The sequence below is a fragment of the Maribacter huludaoensis genome, from assembly GCF_029350945.1.
Classification (GTDB): domain Bacteria; phylum Bacteroidota; class Bacteroidia; order Flavobacteriales; family Flavobacteriaceae; genus Maribacter; species Maribacter huludaoensis.
Window position 1 is genome coordinate 297,051 of sequence record NZ_JARKMS010000004.1, and the last position, 23,390, is coordinate 320,440.

Here is a 23,390-nt window from a genome sequence, read left to right on the forward strand (position 1 = left end):
TTAAATTTTAAAAATTCATAATGGTTTTACGAGAAGAATATGACCTAATATGTGTAGGTGCAGGTATCATGAGTGCTACGTTAGCTTTATTAGTAAAACAGTTAAAGCCAGATCTTAACGTGCTGATCGTTGAACGATTAGGTAAAGTGGGGCAAGAAAGTTCTGCCGCTTGGAACAATGCAGGTACTGGTCACTCTGCCTTATGTGAGTTGAATTATACTCCAGAAAACGAAGATGGTGCCGTAGATATTAGAAAGGCAATTAACATCTGCACCCAATTTGAAATTTCTAAGCAATACTGGTCTTATTTGGTAGCGGAAGGCTTGATCAAAGACCCTAAATCATTCATCACTCCCGTACCACATCATAGCTGGGTAAAGGGAGAAGAGAATGCCAACTATCTTGAAAATCGTTTCAAAGCTTTTAAAGAGCATTTTATGTTCAACTCGATTGAGTTTACTAGAGAAGTTGAAAAAATGAAAGAATGGTTTCCTTTAATGATGCATAATCGTACTGAAGATGAGGTTATGGCAGCATCGCGAATAGATAGGGGAACCGAGATGAATTACGGCGCATTAACGGAAAAATTATTTGCTATACTTAAAGATGAATATGATACTGAAGTATTGTTCCATACAGAGGTTGAAGACATAGACCCTGACCATGATGAAGAATGGTTGGTGAAGATGAAAAATTTAGAAACAGGTAAGAAAAATACAATCGATGCCGAACATGTTTTTATCGGTGCCGGTGGCGGTAGTCTTTTATTGCTGCAAAAGGTTGAAATTGAGGAGAAAGACGGCTACGGTGGATTTCCTGTTAGTGGCGAGTGGTTGGTCTGTAAAAATCAAGATATCATAAATCAGCATAACGCCAAGGTATATAGCAAAGCAGGTATTGGTGACCCGCCAATGTCGGTGCCGCATTTAGATACCCGTTATATCAATGGAAAGAGAGAATTGTTGTTTGGTCCGTTTGCAGGTTTTAGTCCAAAGTTTTTAAAAGAAGGTTCTTATCTAGATTTATTAAAATCAATCAATTTTGACAACATACCATCTATGTGGGGCGTGTTTTGGCATAATTTACCGCTTACGAAATATTTGGTAGAACAAGTAGCTATGAGCTTTGATGACCGTATGGATTCATTGCGTCAATTTGTTAAGGATGCCAAAAATGAAGATTGGGAAATTATGATTGCAGGACAACGTGTTCAAACCATAAAAAAAGATGAATTTGAAGGCGGTTCGTTGGAATTTGGTACACAACTGGTCAGCAGTAAAGACGGTAGAATTACGTGTTTGCTGGGTGCATCACCAGGCGCATCTACCTCGGTTAAAATTATGTTAGATGTTTTGGAACAGGCTTTTCCGGAGATTATGAAATCTGGGACGGGTAAAAGAAAGCTGGATAGAATGGTACCATTTTATAATAAAGAGGTTGTTGAAGATTTGTTCGATAAAGAACTTAAAAGAGTGGCTAAAATTCTTGAATTATAACTCTAGTTTTGTTTTAAGCTAATTTTAAGTTTATTATCACTAAATCAATACAATAAAAAGATAGTACTTGCATTATGCTTACGTAGTATAAAAACTATTGACAAAAAATGCGGGTTAGACTTCTTTTACTTTTTTTATTCATATACAGCTTGGCTTCACAGGCACAATTAAGTGATTTAGCTCGATTAGATTTTACCTTTATACCCAACAAAGGATCAGATGTAGAATATACAAGGTCTAGATTTTTGGTCAATTATCCTTTAAAACTTAGAAAAGAAGGACAATTTTTATTTTTAGGTGTTGATTATAGTAATGTACACTTACGTTTTAAGGATAATAATCTTCCTTTTGATAGGGAGCTGTTAAATGATTTTAAGCTATTGGATTTTACCATTGGTTTTACAAAACCCTTAAAAAATGGATGGCGTTTAGGTGTGCGTATACAGCCTGGGATAAGTACAAATAATGCTGCAAGAAATTTATCTGCGGAAGACGCTGTGTTTTCAGGAGATCTGGTTTTTATAAAAAAGTTTGAAAAAGATATTGAAAGACCTTCACGTTTAATAGTGGGGCTATCTTATTCACAAAATAGGGGATATGTATTTCCATTACCTTTTATTAGTTATTATAGGAAGTTTAGACCGGATTGGTCTTATAATTTAGGGATTCCGAAATCGAATCTTCAATATCATTTATCGGATAAACATCGTATTAAACTATATGCGCAGTTAGATGGTTTTACCTCAAACATTCAAAACGGAGCTTTGGTGAACGAAAACGAGTTTGCCGAATTAATAAATATGTCATTGATCAATGGTGGTCTACAATATGAGTATCATTTTACAGAACACTTTCAGCTAGATTTAAGGACGGCTTATAACTTTAGTTTAGGCAATAAGCTAAAAGATGGAGACAATAATACCATACTTACAATAGATAACGATTCTAGAAGTTATTTGAGGGCGGTATTGAAATTTAAAATATAAACTAAAAAAACGCCAGAATTTTTATTCTGGCGTTTTAGTATTACAATAGCATAAGGGTATTAACCTATTACGGATTTCTCCGTAATAAACGGTTGATTATAATGTCTTTGTCCTGTAGCTTTATAAAGGGCATTGGCCAATGCGCCAATTATTGGAGGTAATGATGGCTCTCCCAAACCTGTTGGGTCAATTCCGTTATCCACAAAGAACGTTTCTATTTCTTTAGGTGCTTCCTTATGTCTTATTAAGCGATAGGTGTCAAAATTCTTGTGTTGTGGTTGCCCGTTTTCAAAGGTCATTTCACTATAGGTGGCATGTCCTATGCCATCTATAATGCCACCTTCAATTTGGTTTTTTGCGGCCATTGGATTAATTACGATTCCGCAATCTACCGCACACCATACTTTATCAACTTTTGGAGCATCCGTATCATCATTTAAGTCTAAAACCTGTGCAACATAAGAGTTATGGCAGTAATAGGCAGAAACACCTCTTTTGGCATTACCTTGCCCTTTAGACCAACCCGATTTATCCCTTACTAATTTTAAAACACCGGCATAACGCTCGGGGTCGTAATCGTTCTTTTCCGGTTCACCAACAGGATTTTTAATTGCTCTGTCAAAAAGTTCCAGTCTGAACTCAATAGGGTCTTTGCCTGCGGCTTCTGCAACTTCATCAATAAAGGCTTGTTCTGCACCGGCAACAAAGTTTGAGCGTGGTGCTCGCCATGCGCCTGTAGTTACATTGGTTTCCAAACTAAATTTTTCTGCTAGATAATTATCTACGGCACCTGCTGGAAATCTATTTTCAAAAAGTAGGTCATCATTAGACCCGGCCCCTTTAACGTGCCATGCAAGTAAGTTGCCCTCTTTATCCAAGCCTGCTTTATATTTAACTTTATAGGTGGGGCGATAGGTACCTTGCGTCATATCATCCTCTCGGGTATATACTAATTTTATGGGAGCTTGCATTTTTTGTGAAATCACCGCAGCTTCTACTCCAAATGTTCCATAGAGGCGTCTACCAAAACCACCACCCATACGGGTCATTTTAATATCAATTTTTTCAACTGGTAAACCTAATCTAGATGCTAATGTTTTTTCTAAAAACTCAGGTGTTTGTATGGGACCGTTCAATAACGCCCTTTCTCCATTAACATCTGCAAAGAAGTTCATGGGCTCCATGGTATTGTGCGCTAAAAATGGTGCGCTATACGTACGTTCAATAACCTTATCGGCTTTTCTAAATGCACTTGCAACATCACCATCTTTACGTGCAGGCTTTTTAGAAGAAGTGTTCAATAATTTTGTCAAAGCTTCATCATGCCCTTTTGTACTTTCTAGTGCCGATGTTTCTTCCCAAGTTACATTTAACGCCTTTTTTGCTTGCATACACTGCCAGGTACTTTCACCGACAATTGCAACAAGTTTGTTAATTGCGCCGCCATCTGACCATTGTTTTTCAGTATCATCTTTGTAGGCGTCAATAGGGAAAACATCTTTAATGCCCGGCATAGATTTTACGTCATTTGCATTCATGGATTTATAGGTTAACCCAAAGGCCGGAGGGTGAACGATCATGGCAATCAACATACCTTCTTCTTGAATATCTATACCGAATAAGGGTTTGCCTGTGACAATATTCGGTCCGTCAACATTACGTCTGTCGGTACCTATAATATCAAAATTGCTAGATTCTTTAAGTTTTACTTCTTCTGGAACGGGCATCGTAGCCGCTTTCGATGCCATTTCGCCAAAACCTGCTGAATTGTTCGATGCGGTGTGACTGATAACACCGGCACTTACCGTTATTTCAGAAGCATCTACCTGCCAAGCTTCGGCAGCCGCAGCGACTAACATGTGCCTTGCTGTAGCACCTGCCATTCTTAGACCGGACCAACCAACACGTATAGACTGGCTTCCACCTGCCAATTGTCGTTGAAAAATATCAGTGTTCAGGGGCGCTTGTTCTACGATAACATTTTTCCAATCTACACCAAGTTCATCTGCAACGATCATGGGCATGGAAGTTTTTACGTTCTGTCCTATCTCTGGGTTTGGGGACATAATGGTTACCATACCATTATCGCCAATTTTTAGAAAGCTATTTATATCAAACCATTCTTTTGGTATATTGTTGACTTGCTCAGGGGTAGGTTTGCAAGATGCTAGCCAACTAAAGCCTAAGATCATTCCGCCACCTGCAAGCGAACCGGTTTTTAAGAAGGAACGTCTATTGTATGTTGTTTTAATAAGTGTCATCTTTTTATTTTTTGAAGGTTAAATCCCTTAATTATGGGACAAAAATTACGCGTTAGAAATAGTGGAAGCATTTTTAATAGCTTTCTTAATGCGCGTATAAGTACCACAACGACAGATGTTACCGTTCATAGCATCTTCAATTTCAGTATCGGTAGGGTTAGGATTTCTCTTTAAAAATGCGCTGGCATTCATAATTTGACCTGCTTGGCAATACCCACATTGGTACACATCTTCTTCTAACCAAGCTTTTTGAACAGGGTGATCTCCGTTTTCAGAGAGGCCTTCAATAGTTGTAATTGATTGTTCGCCAACTGCTGATACGGGTAGTTGACAAGACCTCACGGCATTATCGCCCAAATGAACGGTACATGCACCACATTGTGCAATACCGCAACCAAATTTTGTGCCTACTAATTTTAAATGGTCTCGCAATACCCAAAGCATTGGTGTAGAAGGATCTACATCTACTTCTTTCGTTTGTCCGTTAACTTTTAAACTGAAATTTGCCATTCGTTTTTCCTATTTGTTTGAGTTCCCTGAAATTAGGTATTTTTTTAGAAAAAGACTGAGATTTGGTAACAAATAATCTTAAAATTTTCTTCTGAAAGTAAAAGTCGTAAAAAACGTTTTTTAATTTAAAGTACTGATTGTTAGAGTTGTGAATTATCTTTTTGATCAGTCTATGAAAATGGAGCTTTTTATTTCCTTTTTTGACTTAAAACCGAAAGAGTTATTTAATTATTGAATAGCGGTATATAAAGAGTCATCATCCAAGTACTTTTAGCAAAGTAAACAATCCTCATTTTTCCTATTGGATAATAATCTATTGAATATGATAACACAAAATATTTCGGATACTGTTTCTGAATCCATTATAGAAACCATAGGTCATACACCCATGGTAAGATTAAACAAAATTTTAGGGCACAATAAGTTTAACCTTTTAGGAAAGCTAGAAGCTGCTAACCCTGCTGGGAGTATAAAAGACAGAACCTCTCTTTTTATATTACAACAAGCATTTGCCGATGGTAGAATAAAAAAGGGAGATACGGTTATAGAGTCAAGTTCCGGTAATATGGCCGTGGGTTTGGCACAGGCATGTTTGTATTATGGCCTTAATTTAATTGTGGTTGTAGACCCTAAATTAAATCCGCATACAGAGAAAATCCTAAAAACGTATGGTGCCCGTATAGAGAAAGTTACAGAACCAAAAAAAGATGGAGGGTTTTTAGCGGCAAGGTTAGAGCGCGTTCAATATTTGTTGATCAGCATTCCAAACAGTTTTTGGTCTAACCAATATGGTAATCAAGATAATCCTTTGACCCATCATAAAACCATGACGGAAATTATGGATTCTTTAGAGGGCAAATTAGACTACCTATTTGTGGCTACAAGTACCTGCGGTACTTTAATGGGTTGTGCGGATTATATTTATGAAAACAATCTTGATGTTAAGATTATAGCGGTAGATGCAGTTGGCAGTGTGCTATTTGGAGGTCCTCCTTTAAAAAGATTGATTCCCGGTCATGGGGCAGGCGTACCATCACAATTTCTAGATACCAAAAAAATCCATGATTACGTGTACGTAGATGATGTTGATTGTGCCAGAGGTTGTTGGTCGTTATTGGAAAACGAATCTATTTTATGCGGTGGTTCATCTGGAGGTATGATCAGTGCGGTAAAAAAATATGGAAAAAATATAGAGGCGGGCAGTAATTGTGCACTGTTTTTATGTGATCGCGGTGAGCGCTACTTAGATACAATTTATAACAAAGATTGGTTATTGAAAGAATTACCGGAAAGTAGAAACGCATTTACTCCTTTGGGAGGTTGGTAGACAGATTGATTTATGAAGGACAATAGCGCATATAACATAGGAATTGTTGGTTTTGGACCTAAAGGATTTTATGGTTTTGAAAGATTGGTGGCTTTTTTAAATGAAGCTCAGATTTCTAAGCCTATACAAATTCATATTTTCAATACTACCAAATTTTTGGCGTCGGGAGATGTATATAGAACTGATCAACCTGAATATTTAATAATGAACTATGCCAACCGCCATATCAACAGTTGGTTATTAAAAGAACCTTTTTCAATAGCCGGTTCTACTCCGGATTTTGTCACTTGGCTGACCCAAAATGGTTATAAGGATACCGTACATGGAAAATACGCACCAAGAGCATTAGTTGGTAAGTATTTGGAGGCATGTTATCAATCTGTTTTAAATCAATTACCAGAGCATATAAAGGTAGTAACACACATTGGTACAGTTACCAATATGTTAACTAAGAACAATAATTATCAAATATTCTATACAAATGGTACAGGTAATGAAAAGCAGGTAGTTTCATGCAACAAGGTTCTTTTTACTACTGGTCACCATTCTTTTAAATCTCAGCAACCAAATAATGATGTATTAAAGAACAAGGTTGATTTTATTTATCCTACCAATGAAAAATTAGAATCCGTAAAAGCGGCATCTGCGGTTGCCGTAAAGGGTTTTGGCCTGACGGCTATTGATGCCATTTTAGCTTTGACGGAAGGTAGAAATGGTAAATTTATGAAGAATGATAAGGGTGTATTGAAATATAGTTCTTCCGGGGATGAGCCTTCAAAAATCTATCCATTTTCAAGAACAGGTTTGCCCATGGTACCGAGAAATGGATTACCTACGTCTGAAACCGATTTGTATTTTTTTACCAAAGAAGTAGTGGCAGAACTGCAACGCAACAAACCCATTAGTTTTAGTTGTACGTTGTTGCCTTTGATTAAAAGAGAATTTTATTTTGCCTACTACCGCGTACTGTTTAAAAATTATGGTCATCAATTATATTTTGATAAAGATTTTACCGTAATAGAGAACCAAGTACGATATTTTCATGAAGACTACCCTGAGTGTCCCGTTTTTAATTGGGACTCCATAGTAGATCCTTTTAAGGAGGAGCCTAAATTAACATCGGTACTATTGCAGGTGTATATAGAGTTTTTGATAAATGAAGCTAAATTAGGGGAAGATAAAAGTCCGTTCATGGCAGCAGTAGGCACCTGGCGTAAAATAAGTCCCATTTTCAATGAACTTTATAGCTTTGGTGGTTTGGATGCAGGTTCCCATAAAAAATTCGATGTCTATTACTTCGGATTGTTCAATAGGCTTTCCTACGGTCCGCCTATTAAAAATATGCAAAAGATGCTGGCTTTAACTAAGGCAGGTATTTTAGATTTTTCTTATGCTAAATCGGCAAACGTTTCACACAATAATTACGATGGCAATTTTAGATTATCAATTAAAAATCAACAAGAAACTGTAGTAGATTATTTGGTGAACGCTACAATATCAAGAGCTAAGGAAGGTAAGTTTAGAAATGAACTTTATCAAAATTTGCTAGAAAATGGAATAATTCGCGAATTTGAAAACAAGTTAAATACAAAATATATACCGGGTTGCATTGAAATTAATAAAGAGGGAAACGCAATTGATAAAAATGGTCATGCCAATCCAAATATTTCATTTTACGGAACACCAACGGAAGGTATAACATGCGATAATGATACCTTATCAAGAACCAGAAATGATTTTGCAACAATCTGGGCAAAATCTGTTTGTAAAGAAATACTAAGAATAGATGGAAGAATCGCTAAAGCTAAAAAAGAAGAAAATGTACTATAAAGGAAAGCCAAAATATCAACTTACACCAAAAACTTCTGATTGGATGCATGAGATTTTTGAAGATAATGGGCTTATAAATGGTTTAATAGAAAGATATGGTTCGCCCATAAACATTCATCATTTACCATCTTTTAATCAAAATTGTGAAATCTATAAACAGGTCTTTAATTCGTACGGTCTAAAATACAGAGTTTTCTATGCAAGAAAGGCAAACAAATCCAAAGGTCTTGTAAAACAGGCATTTGCTTCTGGTATAGGTGTAGATACCGCGAGTTTTAAGGAATTGGAACAATCATTGGTATTAGGTGGTAATAGTGAAAATTTAGTGCTGACCGCAGCAATAAAGACAGAAGCACAAATAAAGTTGGCAATTGAACATGGTGTACCTATTATTTTGGATAATGAAGATGAATGTAGGTTGACCCAGACTGTTGCTACAAAACTTAATAAAAAAGCAAAAGTAGGTTTTCGCATTAGCGGTTTTGAGGTTGATGGTGAGAAACTGTATAGTCGTTTTGGATTTGATGTAGAAGACGTAGAAGATTTTATAGGTTCTTACGTTGGCGAAGGTAAAACTTTTGATTTATTGGAAGTTACGGGACTACATTTTCATTTGGATAGTTATTCTACTCACCAACGAAGTGTAAGTTTAATAGCTAGTATAAAAATTGTTTCAACCTTAAAAGAAAAAGGATACCCTATTTCGTTCATAGATATAGGCGGAGGAATTTTAATGAACTATCTAGAAGAAGAAAAAGAGTGGACGAATTTCAATGAAAAATTAAAAGATGCTGTATTAAACCAGAACAATGATATCACTTTCAATGATAATGGATTGGGCTTTAGGCTAGAAGATGGCAAGTTGAATGGTAAATTGAATACCTACCCGTACTTCAATAAGATAAATAAAGGTTCTTTTATAAAAGAGGTGCTAGATTTTATGGATGAAGCATCAGGGTTATCGGTAGCATCTTTGTTGCTTAAAAATAATATAGAGATACGCATTGAGCCAGGTAGATCGCTATTGGACCAAGTAGGAATAACGGTTGCGAAAGTCATCCACAGAAAAAAAGATGCCAAAGGGCAATGGTTGGTAGGGCTAGAAATGAATATGAGCCAAATGATGAGCTCAAGTGCAGATTTTCTTTTGGACCCCTATATGCTATATAATTCTGAGGTTGAAAATGATAAAGATGTAGATGTATTTTTTACCGGAGCTTATTGTTTGGAAAGAGATGTGTTGCTTAAACGAAAAATTACCCTACCAAAATTACCGGAGATAGGGGATTACGTTGCCTTTGTTAACACCGCTGGTTACATGATGCATTTTTTTGAAACAGAAGCACATCTTTTTGAGCTCTCTACCAATTTGATATTTACGGGGTCTAATGAAAAATTATCATTTTTTCAATTTATTGATGACAATAAGATCGTGTTAGAAAAGCATAATGAAATGCATTAAGAACAAAGTGTTTTAAGACAATGTAATTATCCGTTGTTGGGTATCTTGAATAAAAATAATTATCATGAAAATACAAGCATATTTAGCCTTTAACGGCAATTGCCAAGAAGCATTAAGTTTCTACGCAAATCTGTTCAATGCAGATATAAAGAACAAACAAACATACGAGGACAAGAAAATTGACGTGCCATCATCATTTCGTCAAAAATTACAACACGCAGAATTAAAGGGAAAGGGAGTACATTTTATGGCATATGATGCCGCACCCGATACACCGTTGAACAATGGTAACCAAATTAATATGAGTGTTGATTTGGATACTATGGATGAAGGAAAACAAATTTTTGAGGAATTGTCTAGCGGAGGTCAAATTCACCACGAGTTTAGAGAACGGGAATGGGGATATTTTGGTAGATGTACAGACCGTTTTGGCATTGGCTGGATGGTAAATGTTGATAAGTAAGAGTGTAATAGAAAATTACTAAAATTTTAAAATGAACTATAATATCGAGGTGTTGGCCCATATGGTCTAGACCTCGATTTTTAAATATAAACTATGGATATAATATTTGAGTACGACGGTGTAACCGCCAGCAATAGATTAGAAGGATATGCAGAAGAAAAACTGAACAAGCTGCATGCCAAATTCGATGATATTATCAGGGCAGATGTCTTTTTAAAACAAGAAAACACATCTTCTGATGAAACAGGTATGATTTGCAATATAAGATTAAGCGTACCTGGTCCTAGAATTTTTGCAGAGGCAAGTAATCAAAATTTTGAAGAATCTGTAAATGAATCTGTCAGTGAATTGGAACGACAGTTGAAAAAGCGTAAAGACAAAATGAAAACTTACTAATGAGCACAAAAAAAAGCCCTTGCAATTTGCAAGGGCTTTTTTTATTATAGATGATTTATCTATAATCTTCTAAAATCTCAGTTGTTTCTAGTGCATTCTGTAAATGTTCTTTTTGCACTCTAATGATTTCCTTTAATCTGTGTGGCATCATGACCTCGGCCAGAGCATTATCGTAATCATTGATTGCCGCTTTGTCACCTCTTATGGCTTCCTCTAACATTGCTTCATCATTATCTTCTGCAAAGAATGCTTTTACATCCATCCAAGTTCTGTGTAATGTTCCCGCAGCGCTTCCTTCAATGGCTACACTACCTAATTCCAATTCAGGTACCGCTGCTCTTAGTTCCTTTAAGAATTGCATACGGTCAATAATTTTTTTCTCAAAATAACTTTTAATTCCAACATCCTTAGAATTTTCAGAGGCTTTCTCAAATCCTTTTATGGCATCTTCGTTTTTACTTATCAAATCTTTTAAATGGTCTTCAATTTTCTTTATATCAGTATTCATGTATTAAATTTTACTAGACACTATGGTCTATGATTAAACAAATTTTCTACTTACAAGGTAATGCCATTAGACCGTAAAGCTTAGTTGTAAAAAGTAGATGTTTTGCTGTATTCAATAATCTATGACATACTGTAAATCATAAAGGTTTTTAAGGTTTATGGTTTATCATTTCTATGTATAGAGCAAAGCTTCAATATGTCTCTCCATTACTTTTGTGATCAACTATAAAAATAAAATTATGAGATTAACACCACTTTTTGGAGTAGCGAAATTATTGGTAAGAAGTAGAAAATTGAAAATGGCGGCAGTGGGTTTACAGCTTGCATATTTGGGATACACCTACATTAAGGACAAGAGAAAAAATAAACAGGTTGAAAAATAATTGATAACACAATTTAAATAATTGATTTTCAGTATTTTAATTGAAATTATCTATTTAATAGTTTATTAAATTTTCAAAAACCTATGAATTTTTATTAATAAGCGATCAAGAAAGTTACAAGACCTTTGGAGTATTAATCCCCAAAATCTAGTAACATGAACAATTCAATTAAATTCACCCTATTGTTTGCCTGTATGGCAACCATGGGTTATGGGCAAGATTTGGCCTACAATGACAACAGCACAAGTTTTAAGCAAAGAAAGGTTGAAGAGGTAACCAACCGTACAGAGAATTACAACAAGCTAAAAAGTTTAGGTTTTTCTGATTCAGAGATATTTGAAGATTTGGGTAATGCCAATTTTTTGACCAAAAATTATGCAAATGCATTATACTGGTACGGTAGGCTCATGGAAATTTCTGAAGACGGTACTTTAAAAAGGAGCTATCAAAAAAGATTTGACCATGCGGTTTCTCAATTGGGCAAAGAAGTCCAAAACGAAATAGCCGATGAGAACTGGACAGAGCTGGTCAAAGACGATTATAAAATGACACGTACTATTGTGCCATCACGTCTAACCTCCAATAATAGAAGAAATTTTTTGCCATGGGGTGATCAAGGCGCCATAAAGGAATTTGCTTCTAACACCGCGGCACCGGTAAAAACTTCTGGTGAATATGCACCACCGGTAGCATTGACAAATGGTGGCAACACTGCATATTACAGTAAAAAAGTATACCGTAAGCCTACAACCGGTATGTTTTCCAAAAAGAAAGAAATACATAAAATCTACAAAGCCGATAAGGTTGACGGTGAATGGAAAAAAATTACCGAGGTAGCAGTTTGTCCCGGTGATTTCTCCGCAAAGCATCCCGCAATTTCGCCAGATGGCAGTCGATTATTTTTTGCATCCAATATGCCGGGTACATTTGGGAAATATGATATTTATGTAGCAACAATTCAAAAAAATGGAACTTTAGGGCAAGCTAAAAACTTGGGTTCAAAAGTAAATACGGAGAAGAACGATGTACTTCCCAATCCAATATCCAATAGTAGTTTGGTATTCGCTTCTGATGGTAGGGACGGCTACGGTGGGCTAGATGTCTATATGGTAGAGGTAGGGCAGCGTAGTGTTGGGTTAGCGGTAAACATGGGCAATACCATTAACAGTTCATTTGATGAGTATTCTGTAAATCTTTTACAGAGCGATGGTTCTGGCTATGTAGTAAGCAATAGAATGGCACAAGGGAAGAGTGCACAGAATGTAGCCTTTAATTTAAGTGACGAACCCATTAATAAGAAAGATAGGGATGACCGTTTTTTAGAAGCCTTTAACTCAGGCAAACAAATGCAGTATTCCAGCTCTGTATTTGAAGATGAATAACCACCCATTGTTCATTTCCCCCAATTCATAGACAAATTCAATTTTAATCATTAAACTTAATCGTTATGGAAAGTCCGTATAAAATCAATAGTTTTCTTATTGCTTTATTTTTATTGGCTCTTGTCCAGACAGTAAAAGGTCAAGAAACCAATGCAAATTTAGGATCAAGCAGTACGTACCACAACCAATTATTCTTCAATAGGTTTTTTATAAACCCAACATTCTCCTTGGTACGTGAGAATAAGTCATATTTAAATATTTTGCACAGAAATCAATATGCAACCTTTGATGATAATAGTCAAAACTACTTCTTAGGTTTTAGTAACAAATTAAACGAAAATACCGCAGTAGGTATAGGTGTTTACAGTCAATGGTCTGGCGTAGTCCAAGAATTTGGATTCAATGCCAACTATGCCTCCGCAGTACGGTTAGGAGAGAAATCTGTATTAACATTTGGTACAAATGTCACCTATTTTAACCAAGGTTTGGATAAAAACAGAATTGTGGTAAGTACAGATGACCCGGAGATAGCAGATGCACGAAAAGAAAGTAAAATTGCCGTACAACCAGGTATCAACCTATCTTTAGGTAAGTTCGATTTTGGTTTATATGCAGAAGATCTTTTAAAATACAACCAAACAACGAACGAATTTTTGACCGAGTTATCTACCAAGAGCGTTAAGGCATCTGTGCAATATACCCACTCATTTGATCACACTAGGGGACTTTTTGAAAATGCCAGATTAATGCCAATGGCACAAGTAGGTCAAAATTATGATGGCAGCTTATATTATTTTGGCTCATTATTATTGGATATGCCTAAATATGGTTGGTTGCAAACTACTGTTGATGAGGAATATGGTGTAGCAGCAGGTGTGGGTTTCAATCTTAGTGAGAAAATGTCTTTAGGTTATTTAATGGAGAAGGATCTCTCTAACGAAGATGCCAACCTTGGGTGGAACCATGAGATTACATTGGCATATAAATTTAAGGATGATGATTTGGCTATCACGGTAGCAGATAACTCTTCGGACAATCAAATAGATAATATCGTACGTAATTATGAAGAGCAAATAGCACATCTAATTGAAGAAAGAGATAGTGCAAGAAAGGCCGGCAAAAGAAAGCAAGAAAGCCAAAACAATGTACCGGTATCAGAAAACAGTTTGGCTTATGAAAATAAAATGATCTTAGATGAGCTGATTCTTCGTCAAGATTCTATTGAAAGTGAAAGAATAGCGGCGTTTGAAGAACGATTTGAATTAATTGTGAGAATGTTGCGAAATGACATAGATACAACGATCAAAAGTTCTTTACAGGATTTTAGCGCAGAAGAAAGAACTTCTTACGCTTCTAATGATCTTAAGGACGATGCAATTGATTTTGTGACGGAACCTGCAGATGCTTTTGCAACGGCTAAGGTACCAACAGCTGCTTCAAATGCTGCGGAAGAGAAGGCTGCAAGAAGGGCAAATTTTAAAGAATTACCATCTACGAGAGATAATTTTACCGCGTTACCGGTGAAAATGATGATAGATTCTAATGTTATAGATATGAACTCTGGTTACTATGTTATAGCCAATGTGTATAGCCAAACAAAGTATATGAACGCTTTTATGAAAGAATTACGGGAGAAAGGTTTGAATCCAAAACAATTTTATAATAAAGAGAATGGTCTTTATTATGTGTACTTGGCAGACTATGATTATAAAAATGATGCCCAACTTGCGGCAAGCACAGATTTAAACGGAAAATACAGCAAAGAAAAATGGATCATGCAGGTTAGCGAAACAACAGCTACCGCTTCCAATACTTTTGAAGATGATGATATAAGCATTGAATAATAATTTTTAAAATCTATGAACCTTTTTAGGTTATATGGTTGATTTGAATTGTCAATAAAAGGAGGGGTGTTGTCCGGGGGGATAACTGGGGCCCCTCCTTTATTTTTTGGTTTAGATTGAAGGTGGTATTTGGTTTTAACTTTATATTAACTATCGACGAATTACCTTATTTTTTAAGAAAAAGTGGTATTTGAACGAAAATTCCGATGTTTTCAACGGGTTTATTGCAATAATATATATATTTCGATCACCAAAAAGATTCAAACCCAATTGTATAACCCCAAATCCCCCCACAACCATGAATGAATTTAATCTACTGAATTCCGGTTTTAAAACTCATTTTTTTCTTGACAAGATTTCTACTCTTTTAGAACTTCAAAATCTCTTTTATTCAAAGTTGGTCAAAGGCCGCAGTTTTTAGAATTAACTCACTAACGGTTATCCGTTTTTAAATTAATTTTTAACTGAACAACAACGAAGTATTATCTAAATTTAGATGGTTCTTCTAGGCTACATTTGTCAATTTTTAATGTAAAAATGAACAGATAGCATGCACTATTTGTTCAACAAACATAGCCGTTTTTTCGTTATTCAAGCCTTTTGCAAAGTCCTTGAGATTACTCAAAACTAACTTAAGTTATTGTTCTTTTTTTAGAACGATAGCTTCAAAAACTATGGAGATTATGAAAGACTCAAACATTAGAATAATAGTATTGGAAAAAGATAGTTCATTACATTCTGTTTATAAAAATCACTTTGAAGATATTAATGGCTATGAAGTGGTAGGTAGTTATACATCTGCCAAAAATGCCATTAAAGACTTTAGGTTCACCAAGCCTCAAATTGTACTTTCTGAAATTGATCTAGATGATATGAACGGTGTTGACGCCATCAAGTTATTTAAAAAGAAAGACTGGGAAGTGAACATTATAATGTTCAGCGAAGTAAATGATTTTGATGTTATTAAAAATGCCTTCAAGAAAGGAGCAAACGGTTATTTAACGAAGCCGCTGACCCTAGATAAGTTGGAGCATGCCTTGCGTAGTATGGAAAATGAAGGTGCGGCCATGAGCAATGATATAGTCAAGAAAATCATTAGCAATTTTCATAAAAAGACATTTGCTTTTTTCTCTGAAAGGGAGAACCAGATCGTAGATTTTTTATGTCAGGGCGCCACTTATAAGATGATTGCAAAAAAGCTATTTGTGACCCCTAGCGCAGTAAATTTTCACATTCAGAATATTTATTTGAAGCTAGATGTAAACTCAAAATCAGAAGCACTTTCTAAGTTGGAACAATTACAAAATCAGCTAGAACAGTATTAAATTGTGAAATCTTATCTGTTGATTTTAAGGGTAGTACGAAAACCCTTTCGAAAATAAATTATTTTCAGGTTTAATTATAATATATTGATTATCAATATATTAAATATTATAATTTGAATTTTTAGATTTTGTAAAAAAGTAATTACGATAATATTTCGTTGCGTAAATATTGAATGGTCCGTTAAGTAACTATTTTTGGTTTAACTTATTATAGCAAACCAATTTATATAGTTTATGTACCATTTAGGATTAGATATAGGAAGCTCGTCTATTAAAATTGCCTTGGTAAATGCATCAACGGGAAAGAGCGTTGGGGTAGTTACAGAACCAGAGACAGAAATGTCTATGGAAGCTGTAAAAAACGGCTGGGCAGAACAAAGTCCGGAAGATTGGTGGAGCTATGTCTGTAGTGGCATTGAAAAATTATGTGTACAGGAGAATATTAAAAAATCGGATATTTCCGGTATAGGTATCTCATATCAAATGCACGGTCTAGTGCTTATTGATAAAGATGGTAATTCATTAAGAAAGTCAATTATTTGGTGTGACAGTAGGGCAGTAGGTATAGGTCAGGCGGCATATGAAGAAATAGGTCCAAGAATCTGCGATACCCATTTACTGAATTCACCCTCAAATTTTACGGCATCAAAACTAAAATGGGTAAAGGAAAATGAACCAGAGGTATATGCCAAGATTTATAAAATAATGCTGCCTGGAGATTATATCGCCTATAAATTATCAGGCGTGGTGAACACCACTGTTTCTGGTTTATCGGAAGGTATTTTTTGGGATTTTAAAGAAGACAGTTTAGCCTCTTTGGTAATGAATTATTATGGGCTAAAAAAAGAAATGATACCGGATATCGTAGATACCTTTTCGGTACAATCTAAAGTAAACGAAAAAGGAGCTAACGAAAGTGGTCTTGCCAAAAACACCCCAATACTTTACAGGGCTGGAGATCAGCCAAATAACGCGTTGACATTGAATGTGTTCAATCCAGGAGAAGTAGCTGCAACGGGTGGGACATCTGGCGTGGTCTATGCGGTTACGGATAATCTTTCCGTAAAAGAAAGCTCAAGGGTAAACAACTTTGCACATGTAAACTATTCTCCTGGAAAACCCGCTAGAATAGGAAAATTACTTTGTATCAACGGAGCAGGAATACAGTACCGGTGGTTACTTAATAATTTAAATGTCTCCTCTTACGAAGAAATGAATATACTGGCCAAGGAAGTGCCGATCGGGTGCGATGGGGTATCCATGATTCCCTTTGGTAACGGGGCAGAAAGAATGCTGGAAAGTAACGAAGTGGGTACTAGGATTGTCAACTTAAATCTGAACAATCACGGTAAAGGGCACTTGTGCCGTGCAGCATTGGAAGGTATTGCCTTTTCTTTTGTTTATGGTATGGAAATCATGGAGTCTGACGGTATAAAAGTTAATGTAATGCGTGCCGGGAACGATAACCTATTTCGTTCAGAAATCTTTTCAACTACGGTAGCCACTTTAATTGGGTATGATATAGAGATTTATAACACTACAGGGGCAATAGGTGCTGCAAGGGCGGCAAACCTGCATAAAGGTGATTTTGAGGCATACGGTAAAGCTGTCTTAGATAATGATTATGTAATGACCTTTAGTCCAAAAGAAGATAAAACGGCATATGAAAACGCGTATGCCACCTGGAAAAAAGAATTGGAATTAATATTGAACAACTTATAAAATCAACATAATGGCAAACAAAGAATACTTTAAAGGTATAGACAAAATTAAGTTTGAAGGAAAAGAATCCGATAATCCGTTGGCGTTTAAATATTACAACCCAGAACAAGTTGTAGCGGGTAAGACCATGCGTGAGCACTTTAAGTTCTCCACGGCATATTGGCATACCTTCTGTGGTCAAGGCTCTGATCCTTTTGGGCCTGGTACGCAGAGTTTTGAATGGGATAAATCATCAGATCCTGTACAAGCGGCTAAAGATAAGGCAGATGCTGCATTTGAATTCTTTGATAAAATAGGATTCGATTACTACTGTTTTCATGATTTCGATTTAATTCAAGAAGCACCCACCTTTGCTGAATCTGAAAAAAGATTGGCAACAATTACGGATTACCTGAAAGAAAAACAGAAGGAATCCGGGAAAAAATTGCTTTGGGGTACGGCCAACTGTTTCTCAAATCCAAGATATATGAACGGTGCAGCTACCAATCCAGATTTTAACGTCGTGGCAAGAGCCGGTGGTCAAATTAAATTGGCTTTAGATGCTACCATAGCTTTAGGAGGGGAAAATTATGTATTCTGGGGTGGTAGAGAAGGTTATATGTCCTTATTGAACACAGATTTAGGTCGTGAGGTAGATCACATGGGACAATTCTTGACCATGGCTAGAGATTATGCACGTAGTCAAGGCTTTAAGGGTAACTTCTTTATTGAGCCAAAACCTATGGAACCAATGAAACATCAATATGATTTTGATTGTGCTACGGCAATTGGTTTCTTAAAGGAATATGGTTTGGAGAAAGATTTTAAAATGAACATTGAGGTCAACCATGCAACATTGGCACAGCATACTTTTCAGCATGAAATTGCGGTTGCCGCAAAAGCAGGTATGTTAGGTAGTATGGATGCTAACCGTGGAGATTACCAAAACGGTTGGGATACCGATCAGTTCCCTAACAACATTCAGGAAACTACAGAAGCTATGTTGGTATTCTTAGCTGCAGGCGGTTTACAAGGTGGAGGAGTAAACTTCGATGCGAAGATTAGAAGAAACAGTACCGATTTAGAAGATGTATTCCATGCACATATTGGAGGAGCAGATACTTTTGCCAGAGCATTGATCACTGCAGACAAGATTATCTCTTCTTCTTCATATAACAAACTGCGTGAAAACAGATATAGCTCTTTTGACTCTGGTAAGGGTAAAGATTTTGAGAACGGTAAATTAGATTTGAAGGATCTTTACAATATTGCCAGTGAAAACGGAGAGTTAGAATTACAGAGTGGTAAGCAAGAATTGTTTGAGAACATCATCAATCAATACATATAGATAGTACTGCCCAAAACTAGTATAGATTAATTTCAATTTTAGTAAAAAGGCATTTTATAATTGCAAGCAAAATGCTCCTTGGTTTTTACCTTAGGGGCATTTTGCTTTTTATGAGTAATTTAAATGTCAAATTAAATCTGTTCTTTTGCAGTACATATTATGAAAAAAGTAACCTTAAAAGACATTGCCGGGCATTTTAGTGTATCTATCTCTACCGTTTCAAAAGCTATAAACGATAGTCATGAGATAAGTAATGATCTTAAGGTCAAAATACAGGCTTACGCCAAAGAAAAACATTATAAGCCTAATAGGTTGGCTCTTAATTTATTAAATAAGAGTACTAAGACAATTGGTGTCGTAGTCCCTAATATTCTGAATTATTTTTTTGTTCAGGTGCTGTACGGAATAGAAAAGGTTGCCAATGAAAGTGGTTATAATATTATTAGTTGTATCAGTAACGAGTCTAAAGCTAAAGAAACCAAAACCTTGGAATTTTTTGATGCCGGTACGGTAGATGGTGTAATTATGTCCTTAGCCGAAGAAAGTCAGAATGAAGACAAGCATGATGCATTGATAGATGTTATAAACAATGACATACCTGTAGTACTTTTTGATAGGGTCTCGGATAATGTACAATGTGATAAAGTGGTTGTAGATGATTTTGAGGCAGGCTATAAAATTACCAAATACTTAATAAATATTGGTTGTAAAAATATAGCCGTAGTAAATCCAATTTCTAGCTCAAGTGTGGGTAAATTAAGACTTCTTGGTTACAAGAAGGCGTTAGAAGAATTGGGCATACCATTCGATTCTAAATTGGTCATAAACTTGACCATAAAAGATGATTTAGATTTGTTAATGTCGTTCTTGTTGAACTATAAGGTAATAGATGGTATTATAGGAATAGATGAATTGATTGCCGTGCAAGTATTGGAAGTGGTGAAGGCAAGAGGTTATAATGTGCCCAATGATATTTCAATAATTGGTTTTACCAACGGGCAGTTATCAAAATACGTAACTCCATCTTTAACTATGGTAAGTCAGCATGGCAAATATATTGGTGAGCAAACAGCTAAATTGTTGATCAATAGGATCAAGAATCCAGGGTTGCCTTATGAGACCAAGACAGTAAAAACTAGTTTATTGGTTAGGGATTCTACCAAAAAACTACAATAAGTTTATACCGTATCTGGGTGAGGGTGTTTCCAGTCTCCGCGATATGCCCTTTGCAATAGTGCAGTAGCTTCAGGATCATTTACAACCGTTCTGCTTATTGGGTCATAAGATAAAGGTCTTTTTAGATCCATAGACAAATTTGCCAAAATACAACTAGCGGTAGAAATATGCCCATTTTCAATATCGGCAACAGGTTTTGTGTTATTTTGAATGGCATTTAAAAAATTGATCATATGTCTACGAGTGGCTGGTGCCGCATGTAATTCAATATCTTTTTCCGTGAGGTCTTCAGGATATTCTTCTTTTTCATAAAGAACATCAAAACGTATGGTCTCGCTACCATCAGCAGGTACAAATTCTGCCTTCATTACATCTCCTTTTAAAACGCCTTTTTCTCCGTAGATTTTAAATGCCCAAGGGTAGTCTGCATCATCTGGGTTTCCCCAAGTTCTATGTTGCCAATTACAGTTAAAGTCTTCATATTCAAATACGGCAGATTGGGTGTCGGATATATTTGATTTTCCGTCCTTGTCAACAAAAATGCCTCCGTGAGAACTTATTCTTTTGGGCCATCCTAGGTCTAGCATCCAACGAACGGTATCTAGCATATGAACACACATATCTCCAGTAATTCCGTTTCCATATTCCCTGAATGTACGCCACCATCTTTTGTGAGGTAAGCCATCATAAGGGCGTAATGGGGCAGGACCTGTCCACATTTCATAATCGAAGAATATAGGTACTTTTTGTTCTGGAGGATTGCCATTGGCACGCATATGATAATAACAACACATATCTACATGTCCCACAGTACCTAAAAGTCCGTTGTTTATAATTTTATTTTTAGCATCTATAAGATGAGGTGTACTTTTTCGTTGAGTGCCCACTTGTACTACTTTATTGTATTTTCTAGCTGCGGCAACCATGGCTTCACCCTCTATTACATCAACACTTATAGGTTTTTGAACATAAACATGGGCACCATGTTTAAGAGCTTCAATACAGGTTAAGGCATGCCAATGATCGGGTGTTCCAATAAGGACAATGTCTAATTTTTTTTCTTGTAACATGGTTCTATAATCGGCATACAACTGTGGTTTTTTACCGTTTTTTTGGCGTTCGGCAACTAATTCAGTAGCCTTTGTTAACTGATTTTTATCTACATCACAAATGGAAACTACCTCAACATTTGCAATTTGTATGAGCCTTAATAAATCTCCCGTGCCGTACCAACCAGCACCAATGAGGGCTACTTTTTTAGGTTGTTCGTTTTCAAAAAATTGAAAAGCGAACGAGGGTAAGGAAGTAAAAAGGAGTGATGCCGATGCCGCTTTAATAAAATTTCTCCTTTTTATTGGTAGAGGTTGTTTTGGCATGACAAATTGAGTTTTAATGAATTATAGATATCTTAAAGAATATTGTTAAGATAATAAATACTTTAAAAATTATATTGAACAGTTATGAATTTGTTAATGTTAAGCTTATTTAGGTATATTTAAATCAAAATTTTATTAGATCTAATGAATTTACGGTTTACACTCATGATGCTGTGCCTTTTAGCGTTCACTTTTGCAAAGGCTGAAATTGCGTTACCCAAAATATTTTCTAGTGAAATGGTCTTACAGCGTAATAGCGATGTACTATTGTATGGTTGGGCGGATCCAAACGAAGAATTTACTATTTATACGGGTTGGAACGATGAAATCCATGAAATTAAAACAGGAAATGATGCAAAATGGGAGCTTAAAGTAAATACACCACAAGCAGGCGGACCGTATGAAATACATTTTAAGGGGAGTAAAAACGAAATTACCTTGAAAAATGTATTGATAGGTGAGGTATGGCTTTGTTCTGGTCAGAGCAATATGGAGTGGAGTGCGAACAGTAAAATTGCGAACAGGGATTTTGAGATTGAAAATGCCGAGTATCCTAATATTCGATTGTTTACAGTAGCAAAGAGAACAGCCAATTATCCACAGGAAGATGTAGCTGGAACATGGGTTTCATGTTCCCCGGAAACTATGCAAGACTTTAGCGCGGTTGCCTATTTTTTTGCTAGAAAGCTTCATAAAGAGTTGAACATTCCTATAGGATTGGTAGATAACGCCTGGGGTGCAAGTAGTGCTGAGGTGTGGACGCCGCAATCGGTTTTTGAGACCTACCCAAAATTGGAGGAAGCTCACAAGAAAATAGAGCCCAATAAATGGGTAACCGTACAAAAGTCATCTTTATACAATGGTATGGTAGCGCCGTTGACCAAGTTTAAAATAGGCGGGACTATTTGGTATCAAGGAGAATCTAACACACCTAATGCAGAAAATTACCAAGAACTTTTTTCGAATATGGTTGCATCTTGGCGACACGCTTGGAACAATGATTTTCCCTTTTATTATGTTCAAATAGCACCATTTAAATATGACCATGAATTTGCGGGGGGCGTGGTACGTGATCAACAAAGAAGAACACTGGCCTTGAAAAATACAGGTATGGCAATGACGAGCGATATTTGTACCATAGAAGATATACATCCTTTGAACAAACAAGATGTAGGTTTGCGTTTGGCGAATATTGCGCTTAAGAATAAGTACGGTCTCTTGCAGCAACAAGAAGTGTACGGTCCGTTATTCAATTCTTTTGAAGTAGATGGACAACGACTAAAAGTAAAGTTCGATCACGCGGAAGGACTATATAGCAAAGAGAAAAAGATAAGACTGTTTGAAGTTTCAAATGCACTGGGGGAATGGCACCCTGCAAAGGCGAAATTGAAAAATGGGTTGGTGATATTGAGCTCTAACAAAGTAAAAAAACCGAAAGGAGTACGTTATGCCTATAGAAGTAAAGACATAGCAACCTTGTTCAATAAAGCAGGTTTACCGACCTCTACATTTACAAGTGAACAAACAAATTAAACTACTTTGTCTTATATTTTGGCGTCTGTCCATTAACGAATGTTGTTCGGCTAAAAACACGGGTACTTATTTTATTTAATGGTT

Annotated in this window: 19 protein-coding genes; 15 read left to right on the forward strand and 4 right to left on the reverse strand. The window is 36.1% G+C overall.

Annotated elements, in window-relative coordinates; translation table 11 throughout:
- Positions 1-20: 20 nt before the first annotated feature.
- A complete protein-coding gene (mqo, locus tag PXC01_RS13530; protein ID WP_276472817.1) occupies positions 21-1,496 on the forward strand; it encodes a malate dehydrogenase (quinone) in 1,476 nt (491 codons plus the stop codon).
- 107 nt (positions 1,497-1,603) lie between these two features.
- Positions 1,604-2,482: a DUF6268 family outer membrane beta-barrel protein gene (locus tag PXC01_RS13535; RefSeq protein ID WP_276472818.1), complete on the forward strand. Its 879-nt coding sequence runs from the start codon at positions 1,604-1,606 to the stop codon at positions 2,480-2,482.
- Positions 2,483-2,541: 59 nt separating this feature from the next.
- Here PXC01_RS13535 and PXC01_RS13540 read toward each other — a convergent pair whose 3' ends face one another.
- Both PXC01_RS13540 and PXC01_RS13545 read right to left on the reverse strand, forming a co-directional pair.
- Positions 2,542-4,743, reverse strand: a complete 2,202-nt coding sequence (locus PXC01_RS13540) for a xanthine dehydrogenase family protein molybdopterin-binding subunit (protein ID WP_276472819.1) — start codon at positions 4,741-4,743, stop codon at positions 2,542-2,544.
- 45 nt (positions 4,744-4,788) lie between these two features.
- Entirely contained in the window at positions 4,789-5,253 is a 465-nt protein-coding gene (locus PXC01_RS13545; protein WP_276472820.1) for a (2Fe-2S)-binding protein, read from the reverse strand.
- A gap of 322 nt (positions 5,254-5,575) precedes the next feature.
- Between PXC01_RS13545 and sbnA the strand changes: the two genes are divergently transcribed.
- From sbnA to hpf, 5 genes are all read left to right on the forward strand, one after another.
- Positions 5,576-6,580, forward strand: a complete 1,005-nt coding sequence (gene sbnA / locus PXC01_RS13550; protein ID WP_276472821.1) for a 2,3-diaminopropionate biosynthesis protein SbnA — start codon at positions 5,576-5,578, stop codon at positions 6,578-6,580.
- 12 nt (positions 6,581-6,592) lie between these two features.
- Positions 6,593-8,410, forward strand: a complete 1,818-nt coding sequence (locus PXC01_RS13555) for an FAD/NAD(P)-binding protein (protein WP_276472822.1) — start codon at positions 6,593-6,595, stop codon at positions 8,408-8,410.
- Entirely contained in the window at positions 8,400-9,872 is a 1,473-nt protein-coding gene (locus PXC01_RS13560; RefSeq protein ID WP_276472823.1) for a type III PLP-dependent enzyme domain-containing protein, read from the forward strand. The genes PXC01_RS13555 and PXC01_RS13560 overlap by 11 nt, the downstream gene beginning before the upstream one ends.
- 64 nt (positions 9,873-9,936) lie before the next feature.
- Positions 9,937-10,335, forward strand: a complete 399-nt coding sequence (locus PXC01_RS13565; RefSeq protein ID WP_276472824.1) for a VOC family protein — start codon at positions 9,937-9,939, stop codon at positions 10,333-10,335.
- Positions 10,336-10,428: 93 nt separating this feature from the next.
- Positions 10,429-10,731: a ribosome hibernation-promoting factor, HPF/YfiA family gene (gene hpf, locus PXC01_RS13570; protein ID WP_276472825.1), complete on the forward strand. Its 303-nt coding sequence runs from the start codon at positions 10,429-10,431 to the stop codon at positions 10,729-10,731.
- A gap of 55 nt (positions 10,732-10,786) precedes the next feature.
- Here the strand turns inward: hpf and PXC01_RS13575 are convergent, their stop codons facing one another.
- Positions 10,787-11,239, reverse strand: a complete 453-nt coding sequence (locus tag PXC01_RS13575; protein ID WP_276472826.1) for a ferritin-like domain-containing protein — start codon at positions 11,237-11,239, stop codon at positions 10,787-10,789.
- A gap of 238 nt (positions 11,240-11,477) precedes the next feature.
- Here PXC01_RS13575 and PXC01_RS13580 point away from each other — a divergent pair, with 238 nt between their 5' ends.
- The 7 genes from PXC01_RS13580 (at position 11,478) to PXC01_RS13610 (ending at position 20,397) form a co-directional block, all read left to right on the forward strand.
- Entirely contained in the window at positions 11,478-11,621 is a 144-nt protein-coding gene (locus PXC01_RS13580) for a hypothetical protein (RefSeq protein WP_276472827.1), read from the forward strand.
- A 155-nt stretch (positions 11,622-11,776) separates the two neighbouring features.
- Positions 11,777-13,003, forward strand: a complete 1,227-nt coding sequence (locus tag PXC01_RS13585; RefSeq protein WP_276472828.1) for a TolB family protein — start codon at positions 11,777-11,779, stop codon at positions 13,001-13,003.
- 65 nt (positions 13,004-13,068) lie between these two features.
- The gene (locus PXC01_RS13590; RefSeq protein ID WP_276472829.1) at positions 13,069-14,847 is read left to right on the forward strand and encodes a PorP/SprF family type IX secretion system membrane protein; all 1,779 of its coding nucleotides are present in this window, start codon (positions 13,069-13,071) and stop codon (positions 14,845-14,847) included.
- A gap of 683 nt (positions 14,848-15,530) precedes the next feature.
- The gene (locus tag PXC01_RS13595) at positions 15,531-16,172 is read left to right on the forward strand and encodes a response regulator transcription factor (RefSeq protein WP_276472830.1); all 642 of its coding nucleotides are present in this window, start codon (positions 15,531-15,533) and stop codon (positions 16,170-16,172) included.
- Between the two features lie 234 nt (positions 16,173-16,406).
- Positions 16,407-17,894: a xylulokinase gene (locus PXC01_RS13600; RefSeq protein ID WP_276472831.1), complete on the forward strand. Its 1,488-nt coding sequence runs from the start codon at positions 16,407-16,409 to the stop codon at positions 17,892-17,894.
- A 10-nt stretch (positions 17,895-17,904) separates the two neighbouring features.
- Positions 17,905-19,221, forward strand: a complete 1,317-nt coding sequence (gene xylA / locus PXC01_RS13605) for a xylose isomerase (RefSeq protein WP_412759655.1) — start codon at positions 17,905-17,907, stop codon at positions 19,219-19,221.
- 159 nt (positions 19,222-19,380) lie between these two features.
- The gene (locus tag PXC01_RS13610) at positions 19,381-20,397 is read left to right on the forward strand and encodes a LacI family DNA-binding transcriptional regulator (protein ID WP_276472832.1); all 1,017 of its coding nucleotides are present in this window, start codon (positions 19,381-19,383) and stop codon (positions 20,395-20,397) included.
- Between the two features lie 2 nt (positions 20,398-20,399).
- Here the strand turns inward: PXC01_RS13610 and PXC01_RS13615 are convergent, their stop codons facing one another.
- Complete coding sequence (locus PXC01_RS13615) at positions 20,400-21,773, reverse strand: Gfo/Idh/MocA family protein (RefSeq protein ID WP_276472833.1); 1,374 nt, start codon at positions 21,771-21,773, stop codon at positions 20,400-20,402.
- 165 nt (positions 21,774-21,938) lie between these two features.
- Between PXC01_RS13615 and PXC01_RS13620 the strand changes: the two genes are divergently transcribed.
- Positions 21,939-23,306, forward strand: coding sequence for a sialate O-acetylesterase (locus PXC01_RS13620; protein ID WP_276472834.1), 1,368 nt, complete (start codon positions 21,939-21,941; stop codon positions 23,304-23,306).
- The last annotated feature ends 84 nt before the right edge of the window (positions 23,307-23,390 follow it).

What these genes read in the sequence shown, in the direction of transcription:
- PXC01_RS13615 (WP_276472833.1), bottom strand. Translation starts at nt 21,773, where the DNA reads ATGCCAAAACAACCTCTACCAATAAAAAGGAGAAATTTTATTAAAGCG.
- PXC01_RS13620 (WP_276472834.1), top strand. Translation starts at nt 21,939, where the DNA reads ATGATGCTGTGCCTTTTAGCGTTCACTTTTGCAAAGGCTGAAATTGCG.
- PXC01_RS13585 (WP_276472828.1), top strand. Translation starts at nt 11,777, where the DNA reads ATGAACAATTCAATTAAATTCACCCTATTGTTTGCCTGTATGGCAACC.
- PXC01_RS13595 (WP_276472830.1), top strand. Translation starts at nt 15,531, where the DNA reads ATGAAAGACTCAAACATTAGAATAATAGTATTGGAAAAAGATAGTTCA.
- PXC01_RS13575 (WP_276472826.1), bottom strand. Translation starts at nt 11,239, where the DNA reads ATGAATACTGATATAAAGAAAATTGAAGACCATTTAAAAGATTTGATA.
- sbnA (WP_276472821.1), top strand. Translation starts at nt 5,576, where the DNA reads ATGATAACACAAAATATTTCGGATACTGTTTCTGAATCCATTATAGAA.
- PXC01_RS13540 (WP_276472819.1), bottom strand. Translation starts at nt 4,743, where the DNA reads ATGACACTTATTAAAACAACATACAATAGACGTTCCTTCTTAAAAACC.
- xylA (WP_412759655.1), top strand. Translation starts at nt 17,905, where the DNA reads ATGGCAAACAAAGAATACTTTAAAGGTATAGACAAAATTAAGTTTGAA.
- PXC01_RS13565 (WP_276472824.1), top strand. Translation starts at nt 9,937, where the DNA reads ATGAAAATACAAGCATATTTAGCCTTTAACGGCAATTGCCAAGAAGCA.
- PXC01_RS13560 (WP_276472823.1), top strand. Translation starts at nt 8,400, where the DNA reads ATGTACTATAAAGGAAAGCCAAAATATCAACTTACACCAAAAACTTCT.
- hpf (WP_276472825.1), top strand. Translation starts at nt 10,429, where the DNA reads ATGGATATAATATTTGAGTACGACGGTGTAACCGCCAGCAATAGATTA.
- PXC01_RS13600 (WP_276472831.1), top strand. Translation starts at nt 16,407, where the DNA reads ATGTACCATTTAGGATTAGATATAGGAAGCTCGTCTATTAAAATTGCC.
- PXC01_RS13555 (WP_276472822.1), top strand. Translation starts at nt 6,593, where the DNA reads ATGAAGGACAATAGCGCATATAACATAGGAATTGTTGGTTTTGGACCT.
- mqo (WP_276472817.1), top strand. Translation starts at nt 21, where the DNA reads ATGGTTTTACGAGAAGAATATGACCTAATATGTGTAGGTGCAGGTATC.
- PXC01_RS13610 (WP_276472832.1), top strand. Translation starts at nt 19,381, where the DNA reads ATGAAAAAAGTAACCTTAAAAGACATTGCCGGGCATTTTAGTGTATCT.
- PXC01_RS13590 (WP_276472829.1), top strand. Translation starts at nt 13,069, where the DNA reads ATGGAAAGTCCGTATAAAATCAATAGTTTTCTTATTGCTTTATTTTTA.
- PXC01_RS13580 (WP_276472827.1), top strand. Translation starts at nt 11,478, where the DNA reads ATGAGATTAACACCACTTTTTGGAGTAGCGAAATTATTGGTAAGAAGT.
- PXC01_RS13535 (WP_276472818.1), top strand. Translation starts at nt 1,604, where the DNA reads ATGCGGGTTAGACTTCTTTTACTTTTTTTATTCATATACAGCTTGGCT.
- PXC01_RS13545 (WP_276472820.1), bottom strand. Translation starts at nt 5,253, where the DNA reads ATGGCAAATTTCAGTTTAAAAGTTAACGGACAAACGAAAGAAGTAGAT.